Source organism: Streptomyces sp. NPDC046727, from assembly GCF_040645635.1.
Taxonomy (GTDB): domain Bacteria; phylum Actinomycetota; class Actinomycetes; order Streptomycetales; family Streptomycetaceae; genus Streptomyces.
In genome coordinates, this window is the sequence record NZ_JBEYYR010000044.1 from 15342 (window position 1) to 36408 (window position 21067).

A 21067-nucleotide genomic window follows, 5' to 3' on the forward strand; every position below is an offset into this window, starting at 1 on the left:
TCCGCGCGCCCGAAACGGGCCCGCCGGCCCACCGCTCAGCCCGCTGCCGCGGGCACGAGCGGCACGGTCACCGTGACCCGCTTGCCGTGGGGCAGCCGGGTCACCTCCAGGTCGCGGGCGAGCATCGCCACGAGATGCAGGCCGTGGCCGCCGATCCGCCGGGGGTCGTGGGGGCGTCGGCGCGGCGGCTGCCGGGAGGTGTCCGTGACGGAGACGCGCAGCGCCATCGCGCCGGGCAGCAGTTCCAGGCGCAGCGCGCAGGGGCCGGGCGCGTGCTGGGCCGCGTTGGTGACGAGTTCGCTGACGACGAGCTGGGCATCCTGCACCGGGCGCCGGCCGGGGGCGGGCCGCGCCCGGGCGAGCAGGGCGGCGACGGCGTCCCTCGCCTCGGCGATGCCGGATACGCCGGTGGCCCAGGTACGGCTGTAACGCAGGGGCGTGGCGCGGTCCTGCGTCGTCGCGTGGGTCCGGAGCGGGATGTTCATACGCGTTGCCCTTTTCCTACGGGATCAGGAGCCCTTCCGGCGCACAGGGCGGTGTGCCGTCCCTGCCCGGCTACCCGCTGCACCGCCGGGCAAGGGCGGTCTCCGCCAGGAATCCCCCGGATGCGCCGGAACGCCCGCTGAGGGCCGCGCGGCCGCGGTGACAGCCGTGGCCGGCCGCTCCCGGCCACCCGGGACACACCAGGAAACGGGCCCGGGAATTCCGCTTGCGCTGGAATTCCGGACCCGTTCCGCAGTCGAATCGGGGCACGTCAGTGCTTGAAGGTGTCCTTCGCCTTCTCCTTGGCCTGGCGGGCGTCTCCGCGCGCCGCCTCCGTACGGCCCTCGGCCTCCAGCCGCTTGTCTCCGGCGACGCGGCCCGTGGCTTCCTTGGCCTTGCCCTTGACCTGCTCCGCCTTGGCCTTCGCCTTCTGGTTGCGGGCCATCGCGTGTCACATCCCAACGTCGACGCGGTTTCCGGTCCATCTCCGGATTACCGCTCCGCCGTCGTCCAAACCAGAAATCCGGATCCCGTACCCGGCGGGACGGGGGAGGGCTGATCGCGGAATTCGAGGGCACCCGTCGATGCGGAGGTGGATGGAAATGGTCGCTTTGCTTCTGGTTCTTCTGCTGGCACTGATTCTCTTCGGCGCGGGTTTCGCCCTGAAGGCGCTGTGGTGGATCGCGCTCGTCGTGCTCGTGCTGTGGCTGGTGGGTTTCGTCGTCCGTCCGGCCGGGACCGGAGGCCGGCGGGGCCGCTGGTACCGCTGGTAGGCGCGGCACCCGCCCGTGGCAGGGGCGGCACCCGCCCGGAGGAGCGGGCCCCGGCTTCGGCCGGGGCCCGCCGTCGTGTGCCGTGCCGACGGCTATTGCGCGAAGGCCCGCAGCGGGTAGTGGTCCGAGAGGTTCGTGTACGTGTACGACGTCCCCCAGCTGCTCACCGTCCAGGGCGCCGACTGCTCCTTGACGACCTCGTTGCGCCACCCGGCCGGGCGGGCGTTGCCCGCGCGGGCGAGGACGTAGTCCAGGTCCTCGCGCGGGTCGTCCGGGTAGCGGTCGTGGGCGATGGAGTTCTCCTGCGTGTCGAAGGAGTACGGGTGACCGGTGCGCGCGTCGGCCCCCGCCAGGTCCGCGTCGGCGAGCATCGTCGCGTACTCGGCGCTGCGCGAGTCGACGTTCAGGTCGCCCGCGATCAGCACCTCCTCGTTCGCGGGGATGTTCTTGGCGTCCAGGAAGGCGTCGATGGCCCGGAACTGACGGGACCTCATCTGCGCCGCCTCACCCGCGCCGCACCCCGGGTCCGTGGACTGGGCGTGGGTGCCGATGACATGAACCTTGGTGCCGTTGACGTTCAGCACCACATACGCGAAGCCCTTGTTGGACCACCAGTCGGCACCGCAGGCGTCCTTGTAGATGTACTGCTCCTTGCGCAGGACCGGCCACTTGCTCAGCACGGTGACCCCGCCGTCCTCGGGCGTGGTGGCGGAGTACGCCCCGCCGGTCGCGTCCCAGCCGTCGCGGCTGCGTCCCACCACCGGCGTCTGGTACGGGTACTGGGCCGCCGCCGCGCGCTTCAGCGCGTCCGACGCGGAGTTGTCGAACGCCTCCTGGAGGACCACCACGTCGTTGCCCTGGAAGAAGGACGCCTTCGGTATCTCCGCGGCCCGGTGGTCCTGTCCCCAGTTGGGGTACAGGTTCTTGCTCATGAGAAAGACGTTGTACGTCAGGACCCGCAGTGCCGGTGCCGGTTCGGCGGCTGCGGCCGGCGCGGTACCGGCGAGCGCCGCCGCGGGCAGGGCGAGGGCGAGCACGGCCGCGGCGAGGGCGCGGCGCGGTGCGAAGGGCGTCACTGGATCTCCCTGTCGATGAAGGGGCTGAGTGGCGCCGCACATCAAACCATCCGGGATTACCCACAGGTAACACCCAGGCACGCATCAGATGGCGCCCAGCGGAGGAACGGGAGCCGGACACGACGAAGCTCCCCCAGCACTTCTCCGAACCGGGGGAGCCCGGACCGGTACGACTGACGACCGGTCTGCCATCCAGTCTGCTCCCGGCGGCCGGACGCATACCAATGGCTGTACCCCAGCGAGGTACAACCTGTCCCTATGGGTGCCCTGTACGGCACACCCATGGTCACGGCCGACGGCACGAGCCCGCCGGCCGGCCGATCGGAGAGCCGAGGTCGTCCCCGGTGACGGCCCCGGCGAACGCGGTGGCCGCCACGGCACGACGTCCAGCCGCCCCACCCGCTCGGTCAGGGGCCGGTGGCCGGTGCCTGGTCCTGGGGCATGGCCTCCGGTGCCGTACGCCGGTCCCGGGGGCCGGTCAGGCGTAGGGCGAGGGGCTCGGTGTACCGGGCGGTCAGCGGGCCGAGGACGACCAGGATCAGCACGTAGGCGGTGGCCAGCGGGCCGAGGTCGGAGTCGATGCCGGAGGTGACGGCGAGCCCCGCGATGACGATCGAGAACTCGCCGCGGGCGACGAGGGTGCCGCCGGCCCGCCACCGGCCGCGGGCCGAGATGCCCGCGCGGCGGGCCGCCCAGTAACCCGTGGCGATCTTCGTGAGGGTGGTGACGACGGCCAGGGCGAGCGCGGGCAGCAGCACGGGCGGGATGCTCGCCGGGTCGGTGTGCAGGCCGAAGAAGACGAAGAAGACCGCCGCGAACAGGTCCCGGAGCGGTGCCAGGAGGTGGTGGGCGCCCTCGGCGACCTCCCCGGACAGCGCTATCCCGACCAGGAACGCGCCGACCGCCGCCGAGACCTGCAGCTGCTGGGCGACACCGGCCACCACCAGCGTCAGGCCGAGCACCACCAGCAGCAGTTTCTCGGGGTCGTCGGTGGAGACGAAGCGGGAGACGTGCCGGCCGTAGCGCACCGCTGCCAGCAGGACCAGGCCCGCCACCCCGAGCGCGACGGCCAGGGTGACGCTGCCCGCGGCGAAACCCGTCCCGGCCAGCAGGGCCGTGACGACGGGCAGGTAGACCGCCATGGACAGGTCCTCCAGCACCAGGATGCTGAGGATCACCGGCGTCTCCCGGTTGCCGATCCGGCCCAGGTCGCCGAGGACCTTGGCGATGACGCCGGAGGAGGAGATCCAGGTGATGCCGGCCAGGACGACGGCGGCGATCGGGCCCCAGCCCAGCAGCAGGGCCATGGCGGCGCCGGGCAGGGCGTTGAGGGTGGCGTCGACGATCCCGGCCGGGTACTGGGTCTTCAGGTTGGAGACCAGGTCACCGGCCGTGTATTCGAGGCCCAGCATGAGCAGCAGCAGGACCACGCCGATCTCGGCGCCGATCGCGACGAACTCCTCGCTGGTGCCGAGCGGCAGCAGGCCGCCCTCGCCGAAGGCCAGGCCGGCCAGCAGATACAGCGGTATCGGCGAGAACCGCAGGCGGGCGGCGAGCCGGCCGAGCAGTCCGAGGCCCAGGATGATGGCGCCGAACTCGATCAGGAAGACCGCGGAGGAGTGCACCCGGATCACTCCCGCCCGAGTATCGCGGCGGCCGCGTCGACGCCCTCGCGGGTGCCGATGACGATCAGCGTGTCCCCGCCGGCCAGCCGGAAGCCGGGGCCGGGGGAGGGGATCGCCTCGGCGCGGCGCAGGACGGCCACGATCGACACGCCGGTCTCGGTGCGCATCCGGGTGTCGCCGAGCAGGCGCCCGTTCCAGTGCGAGACCGCGGACAGCTCGATCCGCTCGGCCACCAGGCCCAGCTCTGTCGTGGACAGCAGGGTCGGGCTGTGGTGGGTCGGCTTCAGGGCGTCCACCAGGGCCTCCGCCTCCTGACCGGTGAGGCGGACCGACAGCCCGCAGGCGTCGGGATCGTCGTGCCGGTAGGCGCTCAGTGTGCGTGAGCCGTCCCGGTGCGCCACCACCGACAGGTGGCGGTGCTCGCGTGTCGTCAGGTCGTACCGGACGCCGATACCCGGCAACGGCGTCCTGCTGGTGCGTGCGGCGCTCATGGCTGCCCCCTGCCCGGCTTGAACAGTTCTTGGTGAAACCGTTACCCGGACCCTACCCGGCGCATGATCGCGCGGGGAGGGTCCGGGGCAGGGGAGGCGAGTGCTACGAGCCGGAGGCGGCGGTGCCCTCGTCGACGGCGGGGTCGGACTGGCACATGTGGCACAGCTCGTGGTCCCCGTCGCGGGTGACGACGGTTCCCCAGCCGAGGCACGTCTCGCAGTCGCGGGCGAGGGTCAGGTCGGGGTGCGGCGGCAGAAGGTGGCTGCGCTGGGCTCCGTACGCCATGCGGTGAGCGGCTCCTTGCAGTCGTGAAGGGAATGCGCGGTGAGCGCGATCAGAACTAAGTCCATTATGTCCGACTTATCCGCCATGTCAGTGACGGGTGTCACCGGAGGCGCTCCGGACGCGCTCACCTATGCATTGACCAGCCACGACGGCTCAGCCGATATTCCCCATCCGGGCATCCCGCCACAGGTCCACGCCGCCGTCGGTCGCGTACTTGTCGATCTCGGCCAGCTCCTCGTCGCTGAAGGCGAGGTTCTCCAGGGCCGCGACGTTCTGCTCCAGCTGCTCGACCCGCGAGGCGCCGATGACGAGCGACGTCACCCGCTCGTCCCGCAGCGCCCAGGCCAGCGCCAGCTGGGCCAGGGTCTGCCCGCGCCGGGCCGCGATGTCGTTCAGGGCGCGCAGCCGGTCCCGCATGTCGTCCGTCAGCCAGGAGGCGTCCAGGGACGTTCCCCGCGCGGCCCGCGAGTCCTGCGGGACGCCGTCCAGGTAGCGGCCGGTGAGCAGCCCCTGAGCGAGCGCCGTGAAGCCGATGACCCCGAAGCCCTCCTCGTCGGCCGCGTCCAGCAGGCCGTCCGTCTCGATCCAGCGGTTGAGCATGCTGTACGACGGCTGGTGGATCAGCAGCGGAGTGCCCAGCTCGCGCAGGATCGCCGCCGCCTGCCGGGTGCGCTCGGCGTCGTAGGAGGAGATGCCCACGTACAGGGCCTTGCCCTGGCGGACGGCGGTGTCGAGCGCGCCCATGGTCTCCTCCAGCGGCGTGCTCGCGTCCAGCCGGTGGGAGTAGAAGATGTCCACGTAGTCCAGGCCCATCCGGCTGAGCGACTGGTCCAGCGAGGCCAGCAGGTACTTGCGGGAGCCGCCGCCCTGCCCGTAGGGGCCGGGCCACATGTCCCAGCCGGCCTTCGTGGAGATCACCAGCTCGTCCCGGTGGGGCGCCAGGTCGCGCTCGATCAGCCGGCCGAAGTTGCTCTCGGCCGCGCCGTACGGCGGGCCGTAGTTGTTGGCCAGGTCGTGATGGGTGATCCCGAGGTCGAAGGCGCGCAGCGCGATCTCGCGCTGGGTCTCGAACGGGCGGTCGTCGCCGAAGTTGTGCCAGTAGCCCAGGGAAAGGACCGGGAGGTCCAGTCCGGAACGGCCGGTGCGCCGGTAGCGCATGGTGCCGTCGTAGCGAGCGGGGTCCGCGACGTACGTCATCGGGTCTTCTCCGGGTGGTGCGGTACGGGTGCCCCTGCGTGTGCGCACGGGCCCGTCCACCCTGCTCCCTGGTGCCGCGCAAGTCCAACCGCCGTCCCGGATGGGATTGAGCGGTTCAGTTTCTGAATCGGCGAAAGGGGCAGGCGGCCGGGAAGGAGGTGCTCATGAGCGGTGCTACGGCCGGTGGCGAACCGTACGCCCCGAGCGACCCGCGGGCACCGGGGGCCGTGGCACGGCTGCCGCGCCAGGTCCGCACCGACCTGACCCGCAGGCTCTGCCGCGAGCGGCGGCCCTTTCGCGCGGACGACGTCCAGGTCGTCGAGCCTCCGCTGCTCCGGCGCGCCGTCGGCGCCTCCGCGCTCGGCAACTGCATGGAGTGGTTCGACTTCGGGGTCTACAGCTACCTCGCGGCCACCATCGGCAAGGTGTTCTTCCCGGGCGCCTCCCCGGCCGCCCAGGTCATCTCCTCGTTCGCGACCTTCGCCGCCGCCTTCGTCGTACGGCCTCTCGGCGGGCTGGTCTTCGGGCCGCTCGGCGACCGGATCGGCCGGCAGAAGGTGCTCGCCACCACCATGATCATGATGGCGGCCGGCACCTTCGCCATCGGGGTCATCCCCGGGTACGCCACGATCGGCATCGCCGCGCCCGCTCTGCTCCTGCTGGCCCGGATGGTCCAGGGCTTCTCCACCGGCGGGGAGTACGGCGGGGCCACCACCTTCGTCGCCGAGTACTCCCCGGACCGCCGGCGCGGCTTCCTCTCCAGCTGGCTCGACTTCGGCACCTTCACCGGCTACGCCCTCGGCTCTGCCCTGGTCACCGCGCTGAACGCGGCCCTGACGGACGGCCAGATGCTCTCCTGGGGCTGGCGCGTCCCGTTCCTGGTCGCCGGACCGCTCGGCGTGATCGGCCTCTACATGCGGCTGAAACTGGAGGAGTCCCCGGCCTTCCAGCAGCAACTGGACGAGCACGAGAAGGCGCTGGCGCAGGAGTCGGCGGGCAGCGAGTTCAAGGACATCGTCCGCAATCACTGGCGGCCCCTGCTCGTCTGCATGGGCCTGGTGCTGCTCTACAACGTCACCAACTACATGGTCACCGGCTACCTGCCGACCTACCAGACCGAGACCCTCCACCGCTCCAGCGGCTCCGCGGACCTCCTGGTGCTCATCGGCATGGTGTGGATCGTCGTCCTGATCACCTTCCTCGGCCGGCTCAGCGACCGCGTGGGCCGACGCCCGGTCTACGCCGTCGCCGCCGCGGCGATGATCGTGCTCGCCGTGCCGGCCTTCCTGCTCATCAAGGCGCACGGCACCTGGCCGCCGATCCTCGGGGCGCTGCTCCTGTCCACGCTGCTGGCCTGCTTCGCCGCCCCCAGCGCGGCCACCCTGCCCGCCCTGTTCCCGACCGCCGTCCGCTACGCGGCCATGGGCATCGGCTTCAACTTCGCCGTCGCCGCGTTCGGCGGCACCACCCCGCTGGCCACCGCCGCGCTGGTCGACCTCAGCGGCGACGACCTCATGCCCGCCTACTACCTGATGCTGGCCGGCGCCATCGGCCTGCTCACCGTCAGGTTCCTGCCCGAGAGCGCCCAGGTCCCGCTGAAGGGCTCGCGGCCGATGGTCGGTTCGCGCAAGGAACGGCGCGAACTCATCGCCACCTCGAAGGAGTTGTACGCCTTCACGCGGGAGCAGGAGCGGGAGCAGGCCCGGCGCGGCTGAGCCTGCCCCCGGGGGCGCCAGAGCTTGTTCGATCCTACGAACTTCTCGCGTGCCGGGTGACCGGTCCCCACCGTGTTTGATAGGAAACTTTCCTACCAGTATCGGTACGGACCAACTCACCACCCCCCACTCCCCCTTGGAGCCCCTGTGGTGCACACAGACCGCGAGACAGCTTCCTCCGCCCGCCTCTCCCGCCGGGCCGTCGTGGCCGCGCTGGGCGCCGTCGCCTCCGGCGCCCTGCTCGGTGTCGCGCCCGCCGCCACGGCCCGGGCCGCTGCGCCGGGCCTGGACGACCCCGCGCAGAAGGAGATCGCCATGAAGCTGGTGTCGAGCGCGGAGAACTCCTCGCTCGACTGGAAGGCCCAGTACAAGTACATCGAGGACATCGGCGACGGCCGCGGCTACACCGCCGGCATCATCGGCTTCTGCTCCGGCACCGGCGACATGCTCGACCTCGTCCAGCTCTACACCGACCGCAAGCCCGGCAACGTCCTCGCCAAGTACCTGCCCGCCCTGCGCAAGGTCAACGGCACCGACTCGCACACCGGCCTGGACCCCAACTACCCCAAGGACTGGCGCAAGGCCGCCCAGGACACCGCGTTCCAGCAGGCCCAGAACGACGAACGCGACCGCGTGTACTTCAACCCCGCGGTCGCCCAGGGCAAGGCCGACGGGCTGCGCGCCCTCGGCCAGTTCGCCTACTACGACGCCCTCGTCATGCACGGCGACGGCGACGACCCGACCAGCTTCCGCAGCATCCGGGCGCGCGCCCTGCGCAGCGCCAAACCGCCGGCCCAGGGCGGCGACGAGACGGCGTACCTCAACGCCTTCCTGGACGCCCGGGTCTGGGCCATGAAGCAGGAGGAGGCGCACAGCGACACCAGCCGCGTCGACACCGAGCAGCGGGTCTTCCTGCGCAAGGGCAACCTCGACCTGAACACCCCGCTCGACTGGAAGGTGTACGGGGACAGTTACCACATCGGCTGAGCCACCGGCCCCGCGAGGCGTGCGGCGGGCCGGCGGGCGCGGACCCGGCATCCGGGGTGCGCGGCCCGGCGGCCCGCCGTGCCGCGACACGCCGGATCGGCCGGGCGAGCACGGCCCGGGCGGCCGAGTCGCGTCGTTCCTGGAGGGGCGCACTCGCACCCCACGCCCCTGACGAGGAAAGATGGGCGGTGAGCGAACGATCCCACCGATGCGGAGGAACGGACTCATGCCGCACGAGCGAGCCGGCCGGCCGGCCGGTCCCGAGGACCTTGTCGACGTGGCCCGGCTGGTCACGGCCTACTACACGCTGCACCCCGACCCGGCCGACCCGGGACAGCGGGTGGCGTTCGGCACCTCGGGGCACCGCGGTTCGTCCCTGGCGAGCGCCTTCAACGAGGACCACATCGCCGCCACCAGCCAGGCCATCTGCGAATACCGCGCCGCCCAGGGCACCGACGGCCCGCTCTTCCTGGGCGCCGACACCCACGCGCTGTCGGAGCCCGCGAGGGCCACCGCGCTGGAGGTGTTCGCCGCCAACGAGGTGACCGTGCTGATCGACAGCGCGGACGGCTACACACCCACCCCCGCCGTCTCGCACGCGATCCTGACGTACAACCGGGGCCGCACCTCTGGCCTCGCCGACGGCGTGGTCGTCACGCCCTCGCACAACCCGCCCGCCGACGGCGGCTTCAAGTACAACCCGCCGAGCGGCGGCCCGGCGGCCTCCGACGCCACCTACTGGATCCAGGACCGCGCCAACCAGATCATCACGGGCGGCCTGAAGGACGTACGCCGACTGCCGTACGCCCGCGCGCTCGCCGCGGACACCACCCGGCGGTACGACTTCCTCGGCACGTACGTCACCGATCTGCCCAGCGTCCTGGATCTGGACGCCGTCCGCGCCGCCGGCGTGCGCATCGGCGCCGATCCGCTCGGCGGTGCCTCCGTCGCCTACTGGGGCCGGATCGCCGAACAGCACGGCATCGACCTGACGGTGGTCAACCCGCACACCGACCCCACCTGGCGGTTCATGACGCTGGACTGGGACGGCCAGATCCGCATGGACTGCTCCTCGCCGTACGCGATGGCCTCCCTCATCGAGCAGCGCGACCGCTTCCGCATCGCCACCGGCAACGACGCCGACGCCGACCGGCACGGCATCGTCACCCCCGACGCGGGCCTGATGAACCCCAACCACTACCTCGCGGTCGCCATCTCCTACCTCTACCGGCACCGCGACCGCTGGCCGGCCGACGCGGGCATCGGCAAGACCCTCGTCTCCTCCACGATGATCGACCGGGTCGCCGCCGACCTCGGCCGCAGGCTCGTCGAAGTGCCGGTCGGGTTCAAGTGGTTCGTGGACGGACTGGTCAGCGGGGCGCTCGGGTTCGGCGGCGAGGAGTCGGCCGGCGCGTCCTTCCTGCGCCGGAACGGCTCGGTGTGGACCACCGACAAGGACGGCATCATCCTCGCCCTCCTCGCCTCCGAGATCACGGCCGTCACCGACAAGACCCCGTCGGAGCACTACGCCGACCTCACCGCCCGCTTCGGCGCCCCGGCCTACGCCCGCATCGACGCCCCCGCGACCCGCGAACAGAAGGCGCTCCTCGCCAAGTTGTCGCCGGCCCAGGTCACCGCGGACACGCTGGCCGGGGAGGCGGTCACGGCCGTCCTCACCGAGGCGCCCGGCAACGGCGCCGCGATCGGCGGCATCAAGGTCACCACGGAGAACGCCTGGTTCGCCGCCCGGCCCTCGGGCACCGAGGACGTCTACAAGGTGTACGCCGAGTCCTTCCTCGGCGCCGACCACCTCGCCCGGGTGCAGGAGGAGGCCCAGGGCGTGGTGCTGGGCGCGCTCGGCGCCTGACCGGACCGCGGGGCGGCCTCCGTCGGGGGCCGCCTCCGGCTCAGCTCCGTCCGCGCCCCCGCTCCAGCCGGGCCAGCACGGCCTGCGCCATGGCCTCTTCCCCCTTGGCGTTGGGGTGTGCCGGGGCGGCGGGGGAGGCCGGTTGCAGCGGCTCGATCCAGCGGTCCGCCGGCGCCTTGCACATGTCGTGGCCGACCGTGGCGCCGTAGGTGTCCACGTACTCCGCCCGGTTCACGGCGGCCACCAGCCGCAGCATCAGGTTCAGCCGCTTCTCGGTGTCCCGCAGATAGGGGAAGTCCTTCTCGGCGAACGGGACCTGCGGGAAGCAGCCGCTGCCGTCGTCGGGCAGCAGGTCCGGGTAGCCGACGACGACCACCCGGGCGTGCGGCGCCCGGGCGTGCACGGCCCGCAGCACCCGGTCGACCTTGGGCGCGGCCCCCGCGATGCCGAGGGCCAACTGGTCATGGCCGGAGGCCTTGTAGAAGCGCTCGCAGGGGTTGCCCGCCGGGTCCTGTGCGGCGAGGCGGGCGCAGGTGCCGATGATGGAGCCGAAGCCGACGTCGTTGCCGCCGATCTGCAGCGTCACCAGGTCCGTGTGCCGGTCCAGGGCGTCGAGCTGGGGCTTGTTGGTGCCCTGCGCCTGCCACATCTCGGCGGTCGTGGCCCCGCCGCAGCTGACGTCGGTGAACGCGGTCACCTGCCGCCGGGCGGCCACGAGCGAGGGGTAGTTGTGGTCGGAGCGTGCGCAGTCGGCGTCCACCTGCCGGGGGATGCCGGGGCCCGAGGTGTAGGAGTCGCCGAGCGCCACATAGGCGGTCTCGCGACCGTGCCCGCCGGAATGCGCGGCAGCGGGTGTCGTGCCGCCGACGACGAGGGCGCAGCCGCCCAGCACCGCCCCGAGCACGGCCGCCCGCCGCCGGTTCCTCGTCCCGCCCGCCGGACGCGTGTCGTACGCCATGAATCCTCCCCCTGTGACCGCTGCGGCGCGCGGCGGCGGCACCGGAGAGCGGCCCTCGCGCGTTCGACCTGGCTTGTATACCGTCCGGTTGGTCACGCGGACCAGAAGCGGGAGGCAATGAGTTCCGGGGGAGGGCGAGGGCTGGGCCCCGGCGCCTGACACCGGCTCCCTGCGGCGCCGGCCCGCACCCACGCGGTCGTCCTCAATCCGGCGGGCGGGCGCGGCAGCGCGCCTGCCCCCGTGTGCACGGCCGCCGCCCGAGCCCTGCGCACGGCCGGGCCCGGCTGCTCGGCCACGTCAACACCGGCCACGGCGTCGGGGATCGGGACCGGACCACCGAGGGCGTGCGCCGGCACCGGACCTGGTACGCGGCCGACGGCTGCTGCGTGGACCGGGTGACCGCCGGCCCGGAGAGTCTGCCCGTCTGCCGTCGGCCGGGCCGGGAGGTGCGGCGGCTCGGCGCCGGGACCGTCGTCCTCGACCCGGACGTCCACCCGGGCCTCGGCCATGCAACCACGTACCTCTCGGCGTCCGCCCGGCCGTCCCGGAACGCCCGACACCCGGGCCGAGTTGCCGCCGCGCAGGTCGAGGCGGACGGCTGACCAGCGAGAACGGTGTGCGAAGCTACGGAGGTTCGTGTCCCGCACGACGGAAGGGAACCGCCGCATGGCCATCGTGCACCAGACCACCCTGAAGCCGACCAAGCTGGAACTGGTCACCGGCTGGCTGCCCGGCCGCCCCTGGTACCGGGCCGGAACGGGCGCCCCGGCGCTGGAGAAGTCCGGCGGCTTCCGGCTGGACGACCCCGCCGGTGAGGTCGGCATGGAGATCATCGTGATCACCGACACCGCCACCCCTGAGCCGACCGTCTACCTGGTGCCGCTGACGTACCGCGGCGCGCCGCTGCCGGACGCCGAGCACGCCCTCGTGGGCACGATGGAGCACGGGGTGCTGGGCACGCGCTGGGCGTACGACGGCTGCCACGACCCGGTGCTGGTCGCCGAGTTGCTGGCCCTGATCGAGGGCAGGGCCGAAGCGCAGGACCAGAACGCCAGCGAGGCACCCGACCCGGAGGTGACCCGCTCGTACACCGGCGCCCCGTTCACCGGCGAGCCGTCGGCCCCGGATCCGGTCGACGACGAGAACGGCACCCGCCTGCCCGCACCCCACGGCACGACGCTCCGCGTCCACCGGGTCCTCACGCCCCGGCCCGAGAACCCGCCGGTGCGGCCGGACGGGGCGATCGGCCATGTGGCGAGCGGCTGGCAGGCACCGGACGGCAGCCGGGCCCGCGGCGTCTTCGCGGTGCTGGAGCCCCACTGACCCGTCAGGCCCGACTTGCTGACGCCGCATCACCGCTGATCCCTCACGCGCCCGGACCTCGACCGCCGGAGGCCATCGCCCGCCGCGGGTCGAGCCGGGCGCGCACCCGCCGATGACCGTCTGGCATGCCCCGGACAAATCTGTCACTCTTTCGGCAGCCCGCGCCCCGACCCACAGGAGCGCGGCGCACCTCCCCGCACGACGAGCGCGCAAGCCCCATCCGGACCGCCCCCGGCGCACCCAGGCCGACCGGACGGTCATCGAGCAGGCCGGACCCCGGCCGCCGCAAAAGGAGTAGCGTGTGAGATCGACCCCCCACAGGGCCCTCGGCGCCGGTGCAGTCACCGTCGCCACGCTGGCCGCCCTCTTCCTCCCCGGCACCACCGCCACCGCCCAGCCCGCCGAGGCCCCCGACGCCGCCGCCTGCACCCCGGCCCAGGTGGTCACCAACGGCGGCTTCGAGAGCGGGACATCACCGTGGACCACCTCCGCGTCCACCGTGATCACCAGCCGCTCCGGACAGACCGCCCACACGGGCAGCTCCTACGCGTGGCTCGACGGCGTCGGCAGCACCCACACCGACACCCTCACCCAGAGCGTGACGATCCCGTCCGGCTGCGGCACCGCCACCCTCTCCTTCTGGCTGCACATCGACACCACCGAGACGACCTCGTCCGTCGCCTACGACAAGCTCACGGCCAAGATCGGCAGTACGACCCTGGCCACCTACTCGAACCTGGACAAGAACACCGGCTATGTCCAGAAGTCCCTCGACGTGTCGTCGTTCGCCGGCCAGACCGTGAACCTCTCCTTCACCGGAACCGAGGACTCCAGCCTTTCGACGAGCTTCGTCCTGGACGACATCGCGCTCGACGCCTCCGGTGGCACCACTCCGCCGGCGGACTCGACGCGCACCCCGGCGGCCCCGTCGTACACCGTGAACCTGAGCAGCGACACGAGCGGCACCGTCTGGACCGGACACGAGAGCGTGACCTTCACCAACGCCTCGGCCACCGCGCTCGGCGAGGTGTACCTGCGGCTGTGGGACAACTACCACGGCACCTGCGACGCGATGCCCATCAGGGTCAGCAACGTCACCGGAGGCACCGCCGGCGCCCTCTCCGTCGCCTGCACCGCCCTGAAGATCGACCTGCCGAGCCCGCTCGCCCAGGGCCAGAGCACCACCATCGGCTTCGACCTCGGCATCACCGTGCCCAGCGGCGCCGACCGCTTCGGCCACGACGGCGCGTTCAGCTTCCTCGGCAACGCCCTGCCCGTCCTCGGTATCCGCGACAGCGCGGGCTGGCACCTGGACCCGTACACCAACAACGGCGAGTCCTTCTACTCCCTGGCCGCCGACTTCAAGGTCACCCTCGACCATCCCAGCACCCTCCTGGTCCCGGCGACCGGCACCTCCACGGACACGCCCGGCTCCAGCGGCCGTACCGTCACCACGGCCACCGCCACGAAGGTCCGCGACTTCGCCTGGGCGGCCGGCCCCTTCACCAAGATCTCCGGCACCTCGGCCGCCGGCGTCCCGGTGAACGTCTACTCGGTCTCGGGCATCAGCTCCTCCAGCGCCCAGTCGATGCTCAGCACCGCCAAGACCGCGGTCGACGCCCACGCCGGACGCTTCGGCGCCTACCCGTACGGCGAACTGGACGCGGTCATCGACAACAACTACTGGTTCGGCGGCATGGAGTACCCCGGCTTCGTCCTGGACCTGGTCAGCACCACCGCGCTCACCCACGAGATCGGCCACCAGTGGTGGTACGGCATCGTCGGCGACGACGAGTACACCAGCCCCTGGCTGGACGAGGCGTTCACGGACTACGCCACCGACCTCGCCCTCGGCAAGACCGGCAGCAACTGCTGGAGCGGCGTCTCCTGGGCCTCCAGCGCCGAGAAGATCACCAACTCGATGGCGTACTGGGACGCGCACTCCTCCCGCTACTCCACCGTGGTCTACGGCTACGGCAAGTGCGCCCTGCACGACCTTCGGCGCGTCCTCGGCGACACCGCCATGGCCAAGCTGCTGAAGGACTACGCCACCGCGCACTGGTACGGCGTGTCCACCACGGCCGAGTTCAAGGCCGCGGCCCAGGCCGCCACGAGCACGGACCTGACCTCCTTCTGGACCCAGCACCGCATCGAGGGCTGAGGAGCACCCGCATGGGCTAAACGCCGGCCGCGGACAGCTTCGTTGGGCGCAACCCGGGGTGCGGGACGACCCGCCCCCGGGTCAGATGGACAGCGTGCGAAACTCCATCACCTGCATCCGCGGCCGGGCCCGCCGGTGCCTCCTCACCGGCACCCTGACCGGCCTGCTCCTGCTCCTGTCCAGCCCCCCGGCCATGCCGGATCCGAGCGGTGGCGTACTCACGCGTGGCAGCGCCTACATGGGCATCGGCGTCCTCGCCCACGACGGCACCGACGGCACGCCGCCCCCGGCCCCGCGCGCCACCCAGACCGAGGGGGTCGACGTCTCCAGCCACCAGGGCGACGTGGCCTGGTCGACGCTCTGGGGCAGCGGCACCAGATGGGCGTACACGAAGGCCACCGAGGGGACGTACTACACCAACCCCTACTTCACCCAGCAGTACGACGGCTCGTACGACGTCGGCATGGTCCGCGGCGCCTACCACTTCGCCACCCCGGACACGAGCGGCGGCGCCACCCAGGCCGACTACTTCGTGAACCACGGCGGGGGCTGGTCGAAGGACCGCAAGACCCTGCCCGGCGTCCTGGACATCGAGTGGAACCCGTACGGCGACTCCTGCTACGGCAAGTCCAAGAGCGGCATGGTGACCTGGATCCGCGACTTCCTGAACCGCTACAAGTCCCGCACCGGCCGGGACGCGGTCATCTACACGGCCACCAGCTGGTGGTCCGAGTGCACCGGCAACCACGCCGGCTTCGGCACGACCAACCCCCTGTGGGTCGCGCGCTACGCTTCGACCGTGGGTACGCTGCCGGCGGGCTGGTCGTCGTACACGATGTGGCAGTACACCTCCACCGGGAAGACGGTCGGCGACCACGACCGCTACAACGGCTCCCAGGACCGGCTGAAGGACTTCGCCGTCGGCTGAGTCGCCTACTGGCCGGTGCACCCGGCCGCTGACGGCAGGTCACGGCACACCGTGTCCTGGTGGGACTGCGCGGCAGACCCGCCGAAGACGACGAGGCAGATCAGCGCGGCCATGATGCCCTGGCTGACCACGGTCACGACGGCCCCGGCCCGCGCGGCGATCACGAGGGCCACGAGGGCGAGGGCGCCGACTCCTCCGGCGGCGGCCAGGTACCCCCACAGCGAGTCGGTCCGTACGGTCTTGCCCGGGTCGAGGTTGAACCCGGACAGGAACCAGAGCCCGAAGATCACCACCAAGGCGATCAGCTCCAGGAACACCAGACCACACCCGGCCCCGATGTCGGCGCCCCGGTCGGCACGGTGGCGCTGTCGGGGGCCGGCGGTGGCGTCGAAGGCCGGCGGGGCGACGGGCAGGTTCATGCCCGCCACCCTGCCCGTGGGGGCGAGGCGGGCGCATGAGTACGAGTACTCAGCTCCGTGCCGGACAGCGCCCCCGACCCGCCCGAGACGGCCAGGCGTGCTCGAAGGGCGAGGGGGGTGGGGCGGGAGCAAAATGGGAGGAGAACGAGGGGAGTGAGAGGGAAGGGGAAGGGGAGGGAGAGAGGGGGAAGATCGTCATGTTCCCCGATGTCCCGGCCTACGATCCGCGTCTGCGGTCCCGGGAGGCCAGACACCCGTACGAACGCAAACGGCTGGTCATGGCTGTGTCCTGGCTGACGCTCCTCTTTGTCGTCTTTCTCGGGACATTGGCAGCGACGGACCTCGCGGCTCTGCTCTGGACGATCCTCCTGATTGTGGTCGTCGTCGTGAGCATCTGGATCTTCATGCGGTTCTGGAACGCCCGCCTCCTGGGTCGCGCCGTCAAAGTGACGTCCGAGAGCTTTCCGGAGCTGCACGCCGAGATCGTCCGGCTTCGGAGCATGCTCGACTATCACCGGCCCATCGACGTCTACGTGGCCGACGACGTCGATGGGAAGATGACGATCACCAGTCTGCTGGGGACGCGTGTTCTGCTCATCGAGGGAGGATTCGCAGCCGATCTCCAAGCGGAGGGGCCCGCGCCGTTCCGCTTCCTCCTGGGCAGCTTCATCAGCTACCTCAAGGCCCGCCACGGACAACTGGCCATCTATGTGATCATCCTGGAGCGCCTGAAATGGGCCGCGGTCATCGATCCGTGGCTCCTGCCCTACGAGCGTTCCGCCGAATACACCCGCGACCAGATCGGCTATCTGTGTGCCGGGGACCTGAACGCCTCGCTCGGGGTCATCTCCCGGCTCACCGTCGGGAAGGAGTTCGCCGGAAAGGTCGAACCCGCGGGCGTTCTGGAGCAGGCCTGCCGAGTGGCCCGGAGTCCCCTGTCGCGCTTGGCTGAGGTGTGCCAGGCCATGCCCCACATGGTGAACCGCTACGTCAATCTCATCACCTACGCGGCAGCGATGAGACCGGCGGACTTCGAGAGGTACCGGGCCGGCCTGACCGACAAGGGCCGGGAGCGTCTCGGCGAGCTGCTGACGCAATCCCCGCATCACCGCAACCGCCCCGCCACGTGGACTCCCCGCCAGGCGACCGGCGGGAGCCGACCGAGGGGGGCGACCTGACCGCCCGCTACTTCTCCGGGTGGCCTCCGGGCGGAACGGCAGCATGCGACACCAGCCCTACGGTCGAAGTCCGTCAGCAGGGCCGCCGTGCGGGCGTGGTCGACGCTGTTCGTGTTCCAGCCGGGGTGATCGGGGACACGGAGATGCGGCCGGCCGTGACGGCGGCGATGTCGCTGCCGGGGCGTACCGGGGTGTCGACCACGCCGACGCCGACCTTCCAGGTGCCGTCGCCGTTGCCGGTGTAGTCGTACGCGAGCACGGGCCGTGGATCCTGGGTGGTGACTTCGGCGCCGCGCGCCGGGCCCGTGCCGTCCGCGCCGAGCACCGGATGGTTGACATTGAGACCGACGCCCGCCGGCAGCAGTCGGCCGTCGCGGGCCCGGTCGCGCAGCCGGTCGACGAGTTCGACCACGAAGTCGTCCGTGGGGCGCATCGCGCTGAGGATCCGGCCCGGCTCGGCACCTCCAGCCCGCCCGTGCTGACGGCGATCGCGGGAACGCCGTTCTCCACGGCCGTGACGGCCGCGCCGACCGTGCCCGAATGGGTCGCCACGGCCGCCGGATCGGGGCCGAAGTTCGGGCCCGAGACGACCAGGTCGGGTGCCCGGTCGGTGAACACGGCCGAGAGTCCGAAGCTCACCGCGTCGGCCGGAGAGCCGTCGACGGCCCACACCGCCGGCTGCGGGTGCCGTACACCGATCGTCGGCGCGCTGGAGATCCGGGTGCCGGCGCCGCTCTGGTTCGTCAGCGGGGCGACGATCGTCACGTCGTGTCCGGCCGCGGTGAGACGGTCGCGGAGCATCCGGATGCCCGGCGCGTCGTAGCCGTCGTCGTTGGTCAGGAGGATGCGCAGGGGCCGCGGTGCCGTGGGTGCGGCGGAGGCCGCGGTGTCGAGTGTGCCGCCGCACAGCAGCAGGGCGGCCAGGGGCAGGAGATGTCTGCGGCGCATGAAGGACTCCTTTGCCGGAAGGGCGGGGTGACGGCGGATCAGCGCACGCCGCGGATGGGAAGGATGGCGAGCGCGCCGAGCAGGGACAGCGCGCCGCCGAACAGGAACAGCGGGGTGTAGCCGCCGAACGCGGTGACCACGGCCGACGCGACGAACGGCGCCACGATCTGCGGGCCGGCGTTGGCGATGTTGAGCACGCCCAGATCGCGGGCCGCGTCCTCCGCGCGGGGCAGCACCAGCGTCACGACGGCGGTGTCCACGGCCATGAAGCAGCCGAACGCCAGCCCGTTGAGCGCGCTGAAGACCAGCATGCCCGGCCAGGTCGGGACGAGAACGGGGACGACCATGACGATCCCGGCGAGCGCCGCCGAGACGCCGACGAACACCTTGCGCCGGTTCCACCGGTCCGACAGCAGACCACCGGCCAGCGTGGACACCGCCATCGCCGCCATCGACACCGGCGTGAGCACGGCCATGGCCTCCGCCGGGCTCAGCCCCTTCGGCAGCGAGATGCGGTCGTCCAGGATGTACAGCTGGTATCCGACGACGGAGAAGTAGCCCAGCACCATCAGGGCACGGCCGACGAAGGCCCAGCGGAAGTCCCGGCTGCGCAGCGCGGACAGGAAGACCGCCGCACGCCGCCGCCAGGGCAGCGCGGGCGCGGGTACGGCGTCCTGGGCGCGCGGCACGTCCCGGCACATCGTGGTCAGCAGCAGCGCAGCCGCAGCGGCGACGAGCCCCAACACCAGATAGCCCACCGGGAGATGCTCGGCACTGGCCGAGGCGACCAGGACACCCAGCGTGCCGCCCACCGGCAGGGCCAGCCCCACCAGCGCGGAGGCCGTGCCGCGCCGGTCCGACGGGATCCGGTCCGGCACGATCGCGGTGACCGCCGCCTGATAGACGTTCATGGTCCCCTGGACCAGGCACCACCCGATTCCGGCCAGCAGCGCCGTGTGCACCCGGCCCAGGAAGGCGAGCCCGGCGAACGAGGCCAGCGCCCCGCCGAGCACCCACGGGTTGCGCCGCCCGGAGCGGTCGGACAACGCGCCGGCGACCGGATTGCAGGCGGTCGCGAACACCGAGCTGACCCCGCCGATCAGCCCCAGCAGCGCCACCTTGTGGTCCGGGTCGATCGCGGCGACCTGGGTGGGCAGCAGGACGGAGCCGACCCCCATGTACACGGCGTACATCGAGGCGTTGACGACCAGCAGCAGGGCCATCAGCCCGCGCTGCCGGGTGTCGGGGACGGCCCGCGCAGTGGCTGCTGGAGAGGACAGGGGCATGGCGCCTCCTGGGGAGGAAGGTGGCAGAGGGGAGGAAGAGAAGAACGAGGGGGACGGGCAGCGGCGCCGGGATGGCGAGGGCGCGTCGGGGGAACGGGGATCCGCGGATCTCGGGGTGGCCGGATTCCTTTGATTACACGAGTAACCGAGGCGGTGGTCCTTGTGTAGCAGCCGGGAGACCGGTTGAACAGGGTCCTGCATGGAGGCAGCCAGGTTCGTTGGTTACTCGTGTCACCGACAGCGGTGATCTCCCGCGATGCCGCCACTTGACGCGTGTAACGTAGTGATCTGCGTCATCAGCGCCGACGAGCGGAAGGGAAGCATGACGAGGACACCGGCCGCGGCCGTCACCAGCGCCGACGTGGCACGCCTGGCGGGCGTCTCCCGGGCCACCGTTTCCTTCGTGCTGAACAACACCCAGACGCACCGGGTCAGCGAGGCGACCCGCACGAAGGTCCTCGCGGCCGCGGACACGCTCGGCTATGTGCCGCACGCGGCGGCCCGCTCACTGCGGGCGGGCCGCACCAACCTGGTGCTCATCCCGGCCGCCGTGTCCGCCATCGGCCGCCTGGTGAGCGGCTGGATCGACGAGCTGCACACGGAACTTGAGCGGTACGGCTACACGACGGTCCTGCACGCCGGGCGGTACGCCGACGCCGTCACCGCGGCCCGCGCCTGGGCCGAACTGCGTCCCGGCGCCGTGCTGGCACTGGACGGCGCGAGCCTCACCGAGGCCGGCGCGGACGTGCTGCGGCGCGCCGGCGTGCAGGCCCTGATGGCGTTCGCGCCGGAGCCGGTGAGAGGTGTCGTCACGGTCCCGTTCGACGACCGGCGCGCGGGCGTGCTCGCCGTTGAACACCTCGTCGCGCGGGGGCGGCGGCGCCTCGCGGTCGTCATGCCCCGCGAACGCGGCCTGTCCGCGTTCGCCGCGCCCCGCCTGGCCGGCGCCCGCAGCGTGGCCGCCCGGACGACGGCGACCGTCACCCCGGTGGAGATGGAGTACACCTACGCGTCCGCGGCCGAACTGGCGCGCGGCTGGGCGGAACGCGGCCTGGACGGCGTCTTCGCCTACAACGACGAGTACGCGGCCCTTTTGCTGCGCGCACTGCAGGACGCCGGTATCGATGTCCCCGGCGACGTGGCCGTCGTCGGCTGCGACGACCTCGTCACCGCGATCCTGCAGCGCCCCGCCCTCACCACGGTCCGGCTGGACGTACCCTCCGCCGCACAGATCGCCGGGGCGCTGCACGGCCTCATCGAGCACGGCACCGCCGAGCCGCTGCCCGCGGTGGAACCGGTGCTCGTATGGCGCGAGTCCGCCTGACCGGGCCGGCTGCCGGGCGCGGGCCGGGGCGCCGCCGGTCAG

Annotated in this window: 21 protein-coding genes and 1 pseudogene; 10 read left to right on the forward strand and 12 right to left on the reverse strand. The window is 72.0% G+C overall.

The genetic code is table 11. The features are described from left to right. Positions 1–35 precede the first annotated feature (35 nt). Together ABZ937_RS36465 and ABZ937_RS36470 are read right to left on the reverse strand one after the other, a co-directional pair. Positions 36–485, reverse strand: coding sequence for an ATP-binding protein (locus ABZ937_RS36465; protein ID WP_361698511.1), 450 nt, complete (start codon positions 483–485; stop codon positions 36–38). Between the two features lie 269 nt (positions 486–754). Continuing rightward, a complete protein-coding gene (locus ABZ937_RS36470; protein ID WP_361698513.1) occupies positions 755–928 on the reverse strand; it encodes a CsbD family protein in 174 nt (57 codons plus the stop codon). A 157-nt stretch (positions 929–1085) separates the two neighbouring features. Between ABZ937_RS36470 and ABZ937_RS36475 the strand changes: the two genes are divergently transcribed. Next, on the forward strand, positions 1086–1256 hold the full coding sequence (locus ABZ937_RS36475; protein WP_361698515.1) for a hydrophobic protein: 171 nt from the start codon (positions 1086–1088) through the stop codon (positions 1254–1256). 92 nt (positions 1257–1348) lie between these two features. On the opposite strand, the gene sph is transcribed toward ABZ937_RS36475, so the two are convergent. The 5 genes from sph to mgrA all read right to left on the reverse strand — a co-directional run bounded on the left by sph (position 1349) and on the right by mgrA (position 5931). Continuing rightward, positions 1349–2332 (reverse strand): sphingomyelin phosphodiesterase, encoded by a 984-nt coding sequence (gene sph / locus ABZ937_RS36480; RefSeq protein ID WP_361698517.1) that lies wholly within the window; start codon positions 2330–2332, stop codon positions 1349–1351. A 407-nt stretch (positions 2333–2739) separates the two neighbouring features. After that, positions 2740–3957 (reverse strand): cation:proton antiporter, encoded by a 1218-nt coding sequence (locus tag ABZ937_RS36485; RefSeq protein WP_361698519.1) that lies wholly within the window; start codon positions 3955–3957, stop codon positions 2740–2742. A 5-nt stretch (positions 3958–3962) separates the two neighbouring features. After that, the gene (locus ABZ937_RS36490; RefSeq protein WP_361698521.1) at positions 3963–4448 is read right to left on the reverse strand and encodes a TrkA C-terminal domain-containing protein; all 486 of its coding nucleotides are present in this window, start codon (positions 4446–4448) and stop codon (positions 3963–3965) included. 103 nt (positions 4449–4551) lie between these two features. Continuing rightward, entirely contained in the window at positions 4552–4734 is a 183-nt protein-coding gene (locus tag ABZ937_RS36495) for a hypothetical protein (protein ID WP_361698523.1), read from the reverse strand. 153 nt (positions 4735–4887) lie between these two features. Beyond that, entirely contained in the window at positions 4888–5931 is a 1044-nt protein-coding gene (mgrA, locus tag ABZ937_RS36500) for an L-glyceraldehyde 3-phosphate reductase (RefSeq protein WP_361698525.1), read from the reverse strand. Positions 5932–6095: 164 nt separating this feature from the next. Here mgrA and ABZ937_RS36505 point away from each other — a divergent pair, with 164 nt between their 5' ends. The 3 genes from ABZ937_RS36505 (at position 6096) to pgm (ending at position 10500) form a co-directional block, all read left to right on the forward strand. Then, positions 6096–7646 carry an MFS transporter gene (locus ABZ937_RS36505; protein WP_361698527.1) on the forward strand — a complete coding sequence of 517 codons (1551 nt, stop codon included), beginning with the start codon at positions 6096–6098 and terminating at the stop codon, positions 7644–7646. Between the two features lie 147 nt (positions 7647–7793). Continuing rightward, positions 7794–8633 (forward strand): chitosanase, encoded by an 840-nt coding sequence (locus ABZ937_RS36510; protein WP_361698529.1) that lies wholly within the window; start codon positions 7794–7796, stop codon positions 8631–8633. A gap of 226 nt (positions 8634–8859) precedes the next feature. Next, entirely contained in the window at positions 8860–10500 is a 1641-nt protein-coding gene (gene pgm / locus ABZ937_RS36515; protein WP_361698531.1) for a phosphoglucomutase (alpha-D-glucose-1,6-bisphosphate-dependent), read from the forward strand. A 40-nt stretch (positions 10501–10540) separates the two neighbouring features. On the opposite strand, the gene ABZ937_RS36520 is transcribed toward pgm, so the two are convergent. Further along, on the reverse strand, positions 10541–11458 hold the full coding sequence (locus tag ABZ937_RS36520; RefSeq protein WP_361698533.1) for an SGNH/GDSL hydrolase family protein: 918 nt from the start codon (positions 11456–11458) through the stop codon (positions 10541–10543). A 242-nt stretch (positions 11459–11700) separates the two neighbouring features. Here ABZ937_RS36520 and ABZ937_RS36525 point away from each other — a divergent pair, with 242 nt between their 5' ends. The 4 genes from ABZ937_RS36525 to ABZ937_RS36540 all read left to right on the forward strand — a co-directional run bounded on the left by ABZ937_RS36525 (position 11701) and on the right by ABZ937_RS36540 (position 15870). Continuing rightward, positions 11701–12060: a hypothetical protein gene (locus ABZ937_RS36525; protein WP_361698535.1), complete on the forward strand. Its 360-nt coding sequence runs from the start codon at positions 11701–11703 to the stop codon at positions 12058–12060. Positions 12061–12124: 64 nt separating this feature from the next. Continuing rightward, on the forward strand, positions 12125–12781 hold the full coding sequence (locus tag ABZ937_RS36530; RefSeq protein ID WP_361698536.1) for a 1,4-alpha-glucan branching protein: 657 nt from the start codon (positions 12125–12127) through the stop codon (positions 12779–12781). Between the two features lie 301 nt (positions 12782–13082). Then, positions 13083–14942 carry a M1 family aminopeptidase gene (locus ABZ937_RS36535; protein ID WP_361698537.1) on the forward strand — a complete coding sequence of 620 codons (1860 nt, stop codon included), beginning with the start codon at positions 13083–13085 and terminating at the stop codon, positions 14940–14942. Between the two features lie 193 nt (positions 14943–15135). Next, positions 15136–15870, forward strand: a complete 735-nt coding sequence (locus ABZ937_RS36540; RefSeq protein WP_361698638.1) for a lysozyme — start codon at positions 15136–15138, stop codon at positions 15868–15870. A gap of 5 nt (positions 15871–15875) precedes the next feature. Here the strand turns inward: ABZ937_RS36540 and ABZ937_RS36545 are convergent, their stop codons facing one another. Further along, complete coding sequence (locus ABZ937_RS36545; RefSeq protein ID WP_361698539.1) at positions 15876–16289, reverse strand: DUF6234 family protein; 414 nt, start codon at positions 16287–16289, stop codon at positions 15876–15878. 197 nt (positions 16290–16486) lie between these two features. Here ABZ937_RS36545 and ABZ937_RS36550 point away from each other — a divergent pair, with 197 nt between their 5' ends. Beyond that, on the forward strand, positions 16487–17467 hold the full coding sequence (locus tag ABZ937_RS36550) for a hypothetical protein (RefSeq protein ID WP_361698540.1): 981 nt from the start codon (positions 16487–16489) through the stop codon (positions 17465–17467). 73 nt (positions 17468–17540) lie between these two features. On the opposite strand, the gene ABZ937_RS36555 is transcribed toward ABZ937_RS36550, so the two are convergent. The 3 genes and pseudogenes from ABZ937_RS36555 to ABZ937_RS36565 all read right to left on the reverse strand — a co-directional run bounded on the left by ABZ937_RS36555 (position 17541) and on the right by ABZ937_RS36565 (position 19701). Continuing rightward, positions 17541–17900: a hypothetical protein gene (locus ABZ937_RS36555; protein WP_361698642.1), complete on the reverse strand. Its 360-nt coding sequence runs from the start codon at positions 17898–17900 to the stop codon at positions 17541–17543. Between the two features lie 89 nt (positions 17901–17989). Next, a pseudogene (locus ABZ937_RS36560) lies at positions 17990–18415 on the reverse strand (5'/3'-nucleotidase SurE); the annotation flags it as partial. A gap of 38 nt (positions 18416–18453) precedes the next feature. Next, positions 18454–19701 carry an MFS transporter gene (locus ABZ937_RS36565; RefSeq protein WP_361698541.1) on the reverse strand — a complete coding sequence of 416 codons (1248 nt, stop codon included), beginning with the start codon at positions 19699–19701 and terminating at the stop codon, positions 18454–18456. A 322-nt stretch (positions 19702–20023) separates the two neighbouring features. On the opposite strand from ABZ937_RS36565, the gene ABZ937_RS36570 reads away from it, so the two are divergent. After that, on the forward strand, positions 20024–21025 hold the full coding sequence (locus ABZ937_RS36570) for a LacI family DNA-binding transcriptional regulator (RefSeq protein WP_361698543.1): 1002 nt from the start codon (positions 20024–20026) through the stop codon (positions 21023–21025). Positions 21026–21067: the final 42 nt, after the last annotated feature.